At 72.9% G+C, this 12,710-nt stretch carries 9 protein-coding genes; 7 read left to right on the forward strand and 2 right to left on the reverse strand.

Annotated features, from left to right (window positions below):
- Positions 1–19: 19 nt before the first annotated feature.
- From ACFXI4_RS24435 to ACFXI4_RS24455, 5 genes are all read left to right on the forward strand, one after another.
- Positions 20–1,264 carry a cytochrome P450 gene (locus ACFXI4_RS24435; RefSeq protein WP_384994428.1) on the forward strand — a complete coding sequence of 415 codons (1,245 nt, stop codon included), beginning with the start codon at positions 20–22 and terminating at the stop codon, positions 1,262–1,264.
- 92 nt (positions 1,265–1,356) lie between these two features.
- Positions 1,357–2,589 carry a cytochrome P450 gene (locus ACFXI4_RS24440; protein ID WP_384994431.1) on the forward strand — a complete coding sequence of 411 codons (1,233 nt, stop codon included), beginning with the start codon at positions 1,357–1,359 and terminating at the stop codon, positions 2,587–2,589.
- Positions 2,590–2,708: 119 nt separating this feature from the next.
- A complete protein-coding gene (locus ACFXI4_RS24445) occupies positions 2,709–3,491 on the forward strand; it encodes a thioesterase II family protein (protein WP_384994434.1) in 783 nt (260 codons plus the stop codon).
- Positions 3,492–3,538: 47 nt separating this feature from the next.
- Positions 3,539–4,876 carry a crotonyl-CoA carboxylase/reductase gene (ccrA, locus tag ACFXI4_RS24450; RefSeq protein ID WP_384994437.1) on the forward strand — a complete coding sequence of 446 codons (1,338 nt, stop codon included), beginning with the start codon at positions 3,539–3,541 and terminating at the stop codon, positions 4,874–4,876.
- Positions 4,877–4,975: 99 nt separating this feature from the next.
- A complete protein-coding gene (locus ACFXI4_RS24455) occupies positions 4,976–6,220 on the forward strand; it encodes a ThuA domain-containing protein (RefSeq protein ID WP_384994439.1) in 1,245 nt (414 codons plus the stop codon).
- 161 nt (positions 6,221–6,381) lie between these two features.
- Here ACFXI4_RS24455 and ACFXI4_RS24460 read toward each other — a convergent pair whose 3' ends face one another.
- Complete coding sequence (locus tag ACFXI4_RS24460; protein ID WP_384994441.1) at positions 6,382–7,323, reverse strand: D-2-hydroxyacid dehydrogenase family protein; 942 nt, start codon at positions 7,321–7,323, stop codon at positions 6,382–6,384.
- A 337-nt stretch (positions 7,324–7,660) separates the two neighbouring features.
- Between ACFXI4_RS24460 and ACFXI4_RS24465 the strand changes: the two genes are divergently transcribed.
- Together ACFXI4_RS24465 and ACFXI4_RS24470 are read left to right on the forward strand one after the other, a co-directional pair.
- Positions 7,661–10,534, forward strand: coding sequence for a BTAD domain-containing putative transcriptional regulator (locus ACFXI4_RS24465; RefSeq protein WP_384994444.1), 2,874 nt, complete (start codon positions 7,661–7,663; stop codon positions 10,532–10,534).
- A gap of 99 nt (positions 10,535–10,633) precedes the next feature.
- Positions 10,634–11,173: a sigma-70 family RNA polymerase sigma factor gene (locus ACFXI4_RS24470; RefSeq protein ID WP_384994764.1), complete on the forward strand. Its 540-nt coding sequence runs from the start codon at positions 10,634–10,636 to the stop codon at positions 11,171–11,173.
- Here ACFXI4_RS24470 and ACFXI4_RS24475 read toward each other — a convergent pair.
- A complete protein-coding gene (locus ACFXI4_RS24475; RefSeq protein ID WP_384994446.1) occupies positions 11,157–12,596 on the reverse strand; it encodes a hypothetical protein in 1,440 nt (479 codons plus the stop codon). The two genes, ACFXI4_RS24470 and ACFXI4_RS24475, sit on opposite strands and share 17 nt — an antisense overlap.
- Positions 12,597–12,710 lie beyond the last annotated feature (114 nt).

Here is a 12,710-nt window from a genome sequence, read left to right on the forward strand (position 1 = left end):
CACGACGAGAGGACATGACATGCCCCACCCCGACGGCGCGCCGGCCACCGGCTGTCCCGTGCACGCCGACGCCACGGCGGCCCCCCGCCCCTGGACACCCGGGCTGCCCGAACCGGGCCCGGTGGAGCAGCTCCTGCTGCCCGACGGCAATCCGGTCTGGATGATCACCCGTTACGAGGACGCGCTCGCCGCGCTCAACAACCGCAAGCTCAGCAAGCACTTCGACAACGCACTGCCCGAACTGTGGCCCTCCGTGGGTTACGACGGCCGCGCCTCCATCCTCAACCAGCACATGAACCTCGCCGACCCGCCCGAGCACACCCGGCTGCGCAGACTGGTCTCCAAGGCGTTCACCCCGCGCCGGGTCGCCGACCTCGGCGAACGGATCCAGCAGATCACCGACGAACTGCTCGACGCGGTCGCCGAGGACGGCACCGCCGACCTCAAGGCCTCGTTCATCTCCCCGCTGATCTCCACGGTGCTCTACGAGATGCTCGGCGTGCCCCTCGCCGACGTCGAGGAGTTCGAACGCAACACCTACATCTTCGTCGGCCTCGGCAACTCCTCCCGCCCCGAGGAGGTCGTCGCCTCGGTCGGCTGGTTCGAGGAGTACCTGACCAAGCTGACCGCGCGGCGCCGCGCCGACCCCGGCCCCGACCTCATCTCCGGTCTGGTGCAGGCCAACGAGGACGGCGACGCCCTCGCCGACCTGGAGATCCGCTCCACCGTCATGCTGCTGCTCCTCGCGGGCGCCGAGACCACCATCAACCTGCTCTCCAACGGCATCCTGGCGCTGCTGCGCAACCCGGAGCAGCTGGCCGAACTCAAGGACGACCCGGAGGGCTTGACCCCGGCCATCGAGGAACTGCTGCGGCTGACCAGCCCGGTGTTCACCGTGGTGTACCGCTTCGCCACGGAGGACATGGAGCTGGGCGGCGCGCGGGTCAAGGCGGGCGAGCACGTGATGATCTCGCTGGCCGCGGCCAACCACGACCCGAGCCAGTTCAGCGACCCGGAGACGCTGGACATCCACCGTGACGCCTCCAAGCACCTGGCACTCGGCCACGGCACGCACTTCTGCATCGGCGCCCCGCTGGCCAGGCTCAAGGCCCGGATCGCGCTGCGCACCCTGTTCGACCGGTTCGACGACCTCCGGCTCGCGGTTCCCGTCGAGAAGCTGACCTGGACGCCCAGCCTGGTGGCCAACAGCCTGGACCACCTGCCGGTGACGTTCACCGCGGCCACCCCGGCAACCGCCGGCTGACCCCTCCCGCGTTTCCCCCGCCCTTCTCTCTGTACCGAGACTCTTTTCCGCGCGGTGACGGCCGTCCCCGCGCGGGGTTGGGAATGACAGCGATGACCGAGTCACCGATGCTGGACCCGGGCTTCATAGCCCAGTTGCTGCCCTTCGACCCCTTCGACCCGGCCTTCCTGGCCGACCCCTACCCCGTCTACGCGCAGATCCGGGAGAAGGGCCCGGTGACCCGCACCCCGCTGGGGCTGTGGGCGGTGACCGGGCACGAGGCCTGCTCGGCCGTACTGCGCGACCAGCGTTTCGGCTGGGGCGACGGCGCCACCGTCGCCGACCACTTCCGCACCGAGACCGACGGCACGGTGGTACGGCCGTTCATCTTCTCCGACCCGCCGGAGCACACCCGCATCCGCGCCCTGGTGAGCAAGGCGTTCGCGGCCCGCCAGGTGGACCGGATGCGCACCACCGCGCAGCAGGTCGTGCGCGAGCTGATCGAGACCGCGCGCGCCGAGGCCGGTGACGGTCCGGTCGATCTGATGAGCGCGGTGGCGCACCCGCTGCCCGGCCGGATGCAGAACGCCCTCCTGGACGTCCCGGCCGAGCACGCGGCCCGCTTCGACGAACTGTCCGGCGACATCGCCCGCGGCCTCGACCCGAGTTTCCTGCTCGCGCCCGAGGAGGTCGCCAAGCGCGACGACGCCCGCGCCGAGCTGTACCGGTACATCGGCGAGCTGGCCGAGCAGCGCCGGGCGAAGCCGGGCACCGACCTGATCAGCGAACTGGTCGCCGTCGAGGAGGGCGGCGACACCCTGACCCCCCAGGAGCTGGAGGTCACCTGCACCCTGCTGCTCTCCGCCGGGTACGCGACCACCGTGAACCTGATCGGCAACGGCATGCTCGCGCTGCTGCGCCACCCCGGCCAGCGCGACTGGCTGCGGGCCCACCCCGGCCAGGTGCCCGTCGCCGTCGAGGAGATGCTGCGTTTCGACACGCCGGTGCAGATGATCTCCCGGGTCGCCCTGGCCGAGGCCGAGATCGCCGGGCACACCGTCCGGCCGGGCGAGCAGGTCATGCTGATGATCGGCGCGGCCAGCCACGACCCGGACGTCTACGACGACCCCGACGAACTGCGACTGGACCGGCCAGCCGGCCGCAACCTGGGCTTCGGCCTCGGCATCCACTTCTGCGTCGGCGCGCCGCTGGCCCGGCTCACCGCGCAGGCCGCGGTGGCCGCACTGACCGCGCTGGACCTGGAGCCGGTCACCGACAGCCCGGCGCGGGTGCCCAACATCATCATGCGCGGCCTGGCCGAACTGCCCGTCCGGATCACCGGCTGACCCGCGGGACACCGGGCGGACGCCCACCGGAGGCCTCCGGTGGGCACGCACCGCGTCCGCACGGCGTCCCGCACCCGCCCACCCGCCGACACCCTTCCCGCCACACGGAGGCCACGGGGATGACCGACACCCTGACCGCACCGGAACTCTGGATCCGCCGCTACCGGCCGGCACCCCGGCACACCGACGTGTCGCTGGTCTGCTTCCCGCACGCGGGCGGCTCCGCCAGCTACTTCCGCCCGCTCGCCGACGCACTGGCCCCCGTCGCCGAGGTCCTGTGCGTGCAGTACCCGGGCCGCCAGGACCGGCGGGCCGAACCGCCCCGCACGTCGGTCTCCCTCCTGGCCGACGAGATCCTCGCCGTGCTGGAGACGCTGCCCCGGCGCCGGCTGGCGCTGTTCGGGCACAGCATGGGTGCCTGCGTGGCGTTCGAGGTGGCCCGCCGGATCGAACAGCGCTCCTCGCTCGACCTGCTCGGGCTGGTCGCCTCCGGCCGACCCGCCCCGCCCCGGGTGCGGGACCGCGGGGTCCGGTCGATGGACGACGCCGGGATCGTCGCCGAGATCCGCCGCCTCGACGGCACCGACGAGCGGCTGCTCCTCGACGACGACGTCATCCAGATGATCATGCCGGCCGTCCGCGGTGACTACACGGCGGTGGAGACCTACCGGTACCTGCCGGGGCCGCCGCTGCGCTGCCCGGTCAGTGTGCTCGTCGGCGACGACGACCCGCAGGTCAGCCTCGCCGAGGCCGAGGAGTGGCGCGACCACACCGCGGGCGCCTTCACGCTGCGCGACTTCCCCGGCGGCCACTTCTACCTGGCCGAGCAGCAGGCCGGGGTGGTCCGTGCGCTGACCGAGGACCTGGCGGCGTTCGGTCACGGCCCGGGCCGCGACGCCTGACCGACCGTCCCCGAGCAATCCCCCCAGACCGAAGGAAGCCTGTGGTGATGAACGACCTGGCCGCCGCGATCGAGTCACCCGACGCGCGGACACATGACTTCGCGTCGCTGCCGGTACCGCAGTCCTACCGGGCCGCGGTGCTGCGCAAGGACGAGCAGCACATGTTCGACGGTGTCCCGGTCGGCGACCGCGAACCCGCCAAGGCCCTGCACATCGGTGACGTGCCGACCCCGGAGCCCGGCCCGGGCGAGGCGCTGATCGCCGTCATGGCGAGCTCCGTCAACTACAACACGGTGTGGAGCGCGCTGTTCTCGCCCGTGCCGACCTTCGCCTTCCTCGAACGCTACGCCCGCACCGGCGGCCCGGCCGCCCGGCACGACCTGCCGTACCACGTGATCGGCTCCGACCTGTCCGGCGTGGTCCTGCGTACCGGGGCCGGGGTGCGCCGCTGGCGGCCCGGTGACCGGGTGGTCGCGCACTGTCTGTCCGTCGAGCTGGAGGACGCGGCCGGCCACGACGACACCATGCTCGACCCGGAGCAGCGGATCTGGGGGTTCGAGACCAACTACGGCGGGCTGGCCGAGCTGGCACTGGTGAAGGCCAACCAGCTGATGCCCAAGGCCGGACACCTGACCTGGGAGGAGGCCGCGGCACCCGGCCTCGTCAACTCCACCGCCTACCGTCAGCTCGTCTCGCGCAACGGCGCCGCCATGAAGGTCGGTGACACCGTGCTGATCTGGGGAGCGGGCGGCGGACTCGGCTCGTACGCCACCCAGTACGCGCTGGCGGGCGGCGCGACACCGATCTGCGTGGTCTCCAGCGAGCAGAAGGCGGAGATCTGCCGGGCGATGGGCGTGGAGGCGATCATCGACCGCGGCGCGGAGAACTACCGGTTCTGGCGGGACGAGGAGACCCAGGACCAGCGGGAGTGGAAGCGGTTCGGCAAGCGCATCCGTGAACTGACCGGCGGCGACGACGTGGACATCGTCTTCGAGCACCCGGGCCGGGAGACCTTCGGGGCCTCCGTCTACGTGGCCCGCCGGGGCGGCACGATCGTGACCTGTGCCTCCACCTCCGGCTACCGGCACGAGTTCGACAACCGCTACCTCTGGATGCACCTCAAGCGGATCATCGGCTCCCACTTCGCCAACTACCGTGAGGCCTGGGAGGCCAACCGGCTCGTGGTGAAGGGCCGTATCCACCCCACGCTCTCCCGTACCTACCCGCTGGCCGAGACCGGCCGGGCCGTCGCCGACGTCCACCGCAACCACCATCACGGCAAGGTCGGCGTGCTCTGCCTGGCGCCGCGGGAGGGCCTTGGTGTCACCGACCCCGAACTGCGGGAACGGCACGAGCCGGCCATCAACCGCTTCCGTACCGAGTGAGTGTTTGGTCTGAACCATTGACATGTCCATGGACCAGGGCTTTCAATGCGGCACGTCTACGTATGTCTTCCGGCGTTCACGTATGAGGAAGGTCCTGGCATGACGACCCCCCACCCGGACACAGCCTGGCCCCGCACCCTGTTGAGACTCCTCGCCCTGCTCGCCGTGGTGCTCGGCGTCCAGGCCGCACCCGTGCACAGCGCCCGCGCCGCCACGCCCGTCAACGTGATCGCCTTCTACGACGGCACGTACGACGCGGCGCACATCAGCTTCGACCACGAGGCCGCCACCTGGTTCCCGCAGGCCGGCGCCCAGAACGGCTTCACCTACACCCAGACCACGGACTGGAGCCGGCTCAACACCGCGACGCTCGCCAACTACCAGGTCGTCATGTTCCTCGACGACTACCCGCACACCGCGTCGCAGCAGTCCGCCTTCCAGAACTACGTGGCGGGCGGCGGCGGATTCATCGGCTTCCACGTCTCGGCGTACAACGACAACACCAGCGACTGGCCCTGGTACCACAACACGTTCCTCGGCACCGGCACCTTCAGGAGCAACAGCTGGGGTCCGACCGCGGAGACCCTGCAGATCGACGACCCCGGCCACCCCGCGACCGCCAACCTCCCGGCCACCATCACGTCCTCGGTCAGCGAGTGGTACAGCTGGCAGAACGACCTGCGGCAGAACCCGAACATCGACATCCTCGCGTCGATGGCCCCGTCCACCTTCCCGATCGGCACCGACCCCAACCAGACCTGGTACAGCGGCTACTACCCGATCGTCTGGTCCAACCGCAACTACAAGATGGTCTACAACAACTTCGGCCACAACGCGATGGACTACAACACCAACACCACCCTGTCCTCGACGTTCGGCAGTGCCCAGCAGAACCAGCTCCTGCTCCAGGAGATCAAGTGGGCCTCCGGCCAGTCCGGTCCGGTCACCCCGCCGGCCGGCGCCACCGGCCCGATCCACGGCTACGGCGGCAAGTGCGTGGACGTGGCGGGCGCCGCCAGCGCCAACGGCACGGCCGTGCAGCTCTACGACTGCAACGGCAGCGACGCGCAGAACTGGACGGTCTCCACGTCCGGGACCATCGGCGCGCTCGGCAAGTGCATGGACGTGACCGGGGCCAGTACCGCCAACGGCGCCAAGGTGCAGCTGTACGACTGCAACGGCACCGGATCGCAGGTCTGGCAGGCCGGCGCGAACGGCTCCCTGGTCAACCCGCAGTCGGGCAAGTGCCTCGACGCGACCGGACCCAGCTCGGCCAACGGCACCCGGCTGCAGATCTGGTCGTGCGCGGGTTCCGCCAACCAGAGCTGGACACTGCCGTCCTGAACCGCCCGCCGTGGGGGGGGGGGGGGGGGCCGCCCCCCCCCGCCCCGCGGGGGCGCCGAGGCGGGGGGCGGCTCGCCCCGCCACCCCCCCGGTCCCTCCCCCCCCCCCCCCCCCCCCCCCGCCCGCCCCCCCCCCCCCCCCCCCCCCACGGCAGCAGGGCGTCAGAACAGGGTGCGCACGGGTGTGCCGGCGCTCCAGGCCGCGATGTCCTCGACCGCGTCCCGGTAGAAGACCTCGTAGAGATCCCGGCTGACGTAGCCGATGTGCGGGGTGACCACGGCGTTCGGCAGGGTGCGCAGCGGGTGACCGGCCGGCAGCGGTTCCCGGTCGAAGACGTCCAGCGCCGCCGACGCGATCCTGTTCCCGGCCAACGCGCTGATCAGCGCCGCCTCGTCCACCAGGGGCCCGCGCGAGGTGTTCACCAGGACGGCCGTCGGCTTCATGAGGCCCAGCTCGCGCTCGCCGACCAGGCCCCGGCTGCGCTCGCCGAGCACGAGGTGGATGCTCAGCACGTCCGACCGGGCGAACAGTTCGTCCCGCGAGACGTGTTCCGCTCCCTTGGCCCGCGCGTCGGCAGGGGTGAGGTTCTGGCTCCAGGCGATGGTCCGCATTCCGAAGGCACGCCCGATCTCCGCGACCGCCGTCCCGAGCCGCCCGAGGCCGAGCAGTCCGAGGGTGCCGCCCCGCAGGCTCGTCCCCAGGCCCTGCTGCCAGCCGCCCCGGCGTACGGAGTCCACCTGCTGCGGGATCAGGCGTGCCGCGGAGAGGATGAGCCCCCAGGTGAGTTCCACCGTCGGATACCCGAAATACCCGGTACCGCAGACGGTGATCCCGGCCCGGCGCGCGGCGTCCAGATCGATCGCCGCGTTGACGGGCCCGGTGGTCACCAGCAGCTTCAGCCCCGGCAGCCTGCCGAGCGTCGTGGCCGCAAACCTCGTCCGCTCCCGCATGGCGACCACCACCTCGTACTCGGCGAGCGCCGCCACCACCGCCTCCTCGTCCGCGAAGGCGTCCCGGAAGACGTGCACGTCGGCCCGGAGAGAATCCCAGTCGGCCAGGCCCAGCGCCACGCCCTGGTAGTCGTCCAGGATCGCGATCCTCATACGGATTCCTCTCCCTCTCGGAGGTCGGGCAGCGCCTCCCGACCGAGGGTACGGGGGCCGGCCTCCGGGACACGCGCGGCACGTGCGGACTTCTCGCGGACACCTCGAAGCTCCGCCACCCGGCCCGCTCCCGGGCACCGCGCGACCACCACGACGGCACCCGGTCCGGCAGGACCGCCGCCGCTGCGCGTGACCGGTTCCCGGCGTGCGACGCTCCCGGGCGGCGCAACCCCGCGCAGCAGGGTGCGCCGGGACTCTAAGCTCATGTGAAGCCGCACGTCCCGGGAGACGGGTGCGTCGGCGCTCACATGTCGGCACAGTCGGTACAGGGGATTCGGTGCGTACACGATTCGCCGTGCTCGGACCCGTCAGGGCCTGGCGTGGCGACACGGAACTGGTACTCGGACCGCCCAAGGAACGCGCGCTGCTCGCGTTGCTGCTCTCCGAGGCGGGGCATCCGGTCGCCGTCCACGAGATCGTCGACGCGCTCTGGGGGCAGAACCCGCCGCACAGCGCCGTCAACGTCGTCCAACGGCACATCGGCGCCCTGCGCCGGCTTCTCGAACCCGGCCTCCCGGCCAGGGCCGAGTCCCGCCGGCTGTTGCGCGGCTCGGGCGGCTACCGCCTCGACGTCGACGCCGACTCCCTCGACCTGCTGCGCTTCCGGGACCTGCGTCGCCGGGCGCACCAGGCCGCCGAGGACGGCCGACCGGCCGCGGCCACCGAGCTGCTGATCGAGGCCCTGGCTCTGTGGCGCGGTCCAGCGGCCGCCGGGATCGCGCCCGACGTACGGTCCCACCCGGCCTTCACCGCGCTCGACGACGAGCACCTGGCCGCCGTCAAAGAGGCCGCCGAACTGGCCCTGGAAGCCGGCGGCGGCCTCGGCGCACGGGTCCTGGTCACCCTTCGGCAGGCCGCGGCCCAGCACCCGCTGGACGAAGGGCTGCAGGCCCGGCTGATCCTGGTGCTCGCGGCCACCGGACACCAGGCCGAGGCACTGGACGTCCACCGGACCGTACGCACCCGGCTCGCCGACGAGCTGGGCGTCCAGCCGGGCCCTGAACTCCAGGCCGCCCAGCAGCGAGTCCTCGGCCGCACCACGACGTCCTCCGCACCCGCCGAGCCCGACCCGGACGGCGGGACCGAGGCGGCCCGCACGGCCGCCGTCGCCACCGTGCGGCCCGCCCAACTCCCCGTGGACCTGGCCGCCTTCACCGGCCGCCGCGACGAACTCGCCCGCGTCCGGGAACTGCTGCCCGTGAACGGCGAACCGTCGTCGACGGTGGTGATCAGCGCCATCGGCGGCATGGCCGGCGTCGGCAAGACCACCCTGGCCGTGCACTGGGCGCACAGCGTCGCCGACCGGTTCCCCGACGGGCAGCTCTACGTCAATCTGCGGGGCTTCCACCCCACCGGCTCGATCATGAGCGCCGCGGAGGCGATCCGGTCCTTCCTCGACGCGTTCGGCGTCCCCGCACAGCGCATCCCCGCGGGGCTGGACGCGCAGGCCGCCCTCTACCGCAGCCTCCTCGCCGACCGGCGCGTCCTCATCGTCCTCGACAACGCCCGGGACACCGAACACGTCCGCCCGCTGCTGCCCGGCGCACCCGGCTGCATGGTCGTCGTCACCAGCCGCAACCAGCTCTACGGCCTGGTGGCCGGCGAGGGCGCGCATGTTCTGAGCCTGGACGTGCTCAGCGACGCGGACGCCCGCGAGTTCCTGGCCCGCCGGCTCGGCGCCGAACGCGTCGCCCGTGAACCCGACGCCGTCGCGGACATCATCACCCAGTGCGGACGCCTCCCTCTGGCACTGGCCGTCGTCAGCGCCCGCGCGGTGGTGAACCCCACGTTCTCGCTCGCCTCAGTCGCCGCCGAACTCCGCGACGGCGAGGACAGCCTGGACGCCTTCTCCGGGGAGGCCCCGGCCGCCGACGCACGCAGCGCTTTCTCCTGGTCGTACCAGCTCCTGACGCCCGGCGCCGCCCGTGTCTTCCGGCTGCTCGCCCTGCATCCGGGGCCGGACGGTTCGCTCGCCGCCGTCGCCGGCCTCGCCGGGCAGCGGGCCTCCCAGGTCCGGCCCCTGCTCGCCGAGCTGGTCCGCGCCCACCTGATCTCCGAGCCCGCGCCGGGCCGCTACGGCTGCCACGAACTGCTGCGCGCCTACGCGGGCGAACTGGCCCGGGCACAGGACACCGGACAGGAGCGGGAGGCGGCCCGGCGCCGCATGCTCGACCACTACCTGCACGGCGCGTACGCCGCCGACAGGGTCCTCGCGCCCGGCCGGGAACGCATCCGGCTACGGCCCCACGCACCAGGGGCGACCCTCCCGCGGCTTCCCGACCAGACCGCCGCGGACCACTGGCTGGACGCCAACCGCTCCGTGATGCTCGCCGCGATCGAGCAGGACGCCCGGCACGGCACCGGCGAGCACAGCTGGCAACTGGCCACGACCCTGGAGCTGTACCTGGACCGCATCGGCCGCTGGCACGAACAGCTTGTCGCGCAGACCACGGCCGTGGGCGCGGCGCAGCGCCTCGGGGACATCGAAGGACAGGCCCACGGGCACCGCGCCCTCGGGTTCGTCAACGGCCGTTTCGAACGGTGGGACGAGGCCGACGCCCACCTGTCACGCGCCCTGGAACTGTGCGCCGAGAACGGCGACCGGGCCGGCGAGGGCAGGACCCACCGCCGGTTCGCCTTCCTCGCCAACCGCCGCGGACGGCACACGGAAGCCCTGGACCACTACGACCGGGCGAGCGCCCTCTACCGGGCGGCCGGACTGCACGGCGTGGAAGCGGCGATCGCCAACGAGGTCGGCTGGACCTACATCCTGATGGGCAGGTACGAGGACGCCCTGGAGCAGTGCGGGCGGGCGCTCGCCGGCCACCGCGAGACCGGCGACCGCAACGGCGCGGCCGCCGCCTGGGACAGCCTCGGCTACGCCCACCACCATCTGCACCACCACGACCGGGCCCTGGAGTGCTACGAGCACGCGCTGGAACTGTACCGGGAGGTCCGCGACCGCTACCTGGAGGCCGACACCCTGGTCCACATCGGCGACACCCACCGGGCCGCCCACCACGACCGGCAGGCCGCGCTCGCCTGGCGCGAGGCACTCGCCGTCCTCGACGAGATCGACCACCCCGAGGCCGAGGACCTGCGAGGCCGCCTGAAGGACCTCGCCCCGCCCGATACGCCCCGGCGTCAGTGAACCGTCAGAGTTCCGGAAGCGGGCCCTGCCTACGCTCCCCGCGCTCCGCTCCACCAGGAGCCGGAGGTGCGTACGGCACTCCCCGTCAGGAACTCGATGATGACCACGACCACGCACGCGCCCGCCGCGTCCCCCGCCCACCGCGACCAGCTGCTGCACACCATGATGTCCGACCACGCGAAGGCGCTGGTCGCCTACGCCGAGAAGCTGCTGAACGACCGTCATACGGCCGAGGACATCGTCCAGGAGGCCCTCATCCGCGCCTGGCCGCACGCGGAACGTCTCTACAGCACCGAGGGATCGGTGCGGGGCTGGCTCCTCAAGGTCACCCGCAACCTCGTCGTGGACCGGATGCGCAGCGCCACCGTCCGCCACGAGACCATCGGCGCCGAAGACCGGGACGTGCCGCTGCCCGACCCCTCCGGTGCCGTGCTGACCTCGGTCGAGGCCACCGCTCTGCTGCGGCAGCTGTCGCACGAGCACCGGGAGGTCCTGCTGCACACCTACCTGTGCGGCCGGACCGCGCAGGAGACGGCACGCATCCTCGGCATACCCGCGGGGACCGTCAAGTCCCGCCAGCACTACGCCCTCACCGCCCTGCGCGCCAAGGCCGGCCCGCGGCTCACGCCGGAACGGTGAGCCGCACGTCCAGCACCGGGATGTCGACATGGCCGTCGGCGTCGGTGTGCCAGCGCCAGTGCGCGCCGCCCGCCTCGCCGTACACCAGTCCGGTCCAGCCCGCGCCGCCCGGACCGCACAGGGCGGCCAGCTCCGCAGCCGCCGGGCCGTCCGGTGTCCCGGCCACCACGACCAGGCCCCGCACCGGACGGCGCGAGGCCCCGGCGCGCACCGTCCCCCGGCCCGCGACGGGCACCGCCGTCACCGGGGCATCGACCCGCGGAAGCTGCCGCAGACCGGCCGGCACCGAGAGCGGCGGGACACCGTCCGCGGCACCGCGCAGCACGGTCACCGGAGTGTCCGGCCGGATCCGCGCGATCTCCGCCAGCAGGTTCTGCACGACGTCCCGGGCCACGCCCGGATCACCGCTCACACCGAGGACGCCGTCCAGCCGGCTCAGGTCCACGAACACCGGCTCACCGTCCGCGTCCGTGCCCGCCCGCACCAGGCAGGCGGCTTCGATCGCCGCCCGCGACGTCGCCCCGGTGTCCTCGCCACGGCTCAGCCAGCCGCCGGCCGCCGCCGGACGACGCCAGCGGGTGCCGTCGACCTTCGTCCACGGCGCGTCGGCCGAGTCGCCGGCCGTCAGCCACACCGTCACGCCCGTCGCCGCCACGCGCACCGCGTGCACCGGCCGCTCCGGCCGCTGCCGGGTGGCGGCGAACTCGCCCAGGGTGCCGTAGGCGCGTCGTACGCCGTCCGCGTCGGTGGCGAAGCGGCGGCCGGTGGCCCGGCGCTGCGTCAGCCGACGGCTGCGCCGCATCGGCTCGCCCAGCCCGTGCAGGGCCCGCAGTGCGCCGGCGCAGGCCCGGCGGACCTTCCGTCTGCCGACGATCGCGGCCGTGACCAGCGCGAGCACGATCGTGCCGAGGACCGCGATCGCCGCGGCCAGCGGAATCGTGAACATCGTGGACCGCGCGGTGTCCGGCGCGGACGTCTGCTGTCCGGAGGCCGGGGGAGCGGTGGCCGTGCCCTGGTTCCCGGTGTCCCGGGCCAACCGGACGTCCGGGCCCGAGGCGTCCTCGGGCAGCCGCAGGATCCAGCCGGGGTGCAGTTGGTCGCCGGGACCGTTCAGGGCCCCGCCGTCCCGCTGCGCCTGACCGCGGTTGAGGTCGAGGATCTCACCCGACCGGGAGGCGTCGCCCAGTGTCGAGGCAGCGACCGACCGGAGGGTGGCGAGTTGCCCGCCCGACTGCGCCGGGTCGGGGACCACGAACACCTTGACAAGATCGTCGTCCGGGGCCGCGTGCGAGGCCGCGGCCCCGCCGAGCACCACCAGGCAGGCCGCCAGCAGCGCGGCCAGCGCGCGCAGCAGCCCTCGTGGCGCCGAGGGCACCGGCCGGTGCCCGGGCCCCTCGTCCCCGTTGCCGCTCATCGTCTCCACCCGTGTCCTCCCTGGTTCCGTTGCACCGACTACACGGAGCCGCCGGGCGGAAACGTTCGAAGCGAACCCGGACTGAACCCTTCGCGCCGCCGGCCCCGTGTACCTGGCGAACGC

It is taken from the genome of Streptomyces sp. NPDC059224 (assembly GCF_042754285.1).
Lineage (GTDB): Bacteria > Actinomycetota > Actinomycetes > Streptomycetales > Streptomycetaceae > Streptomyces.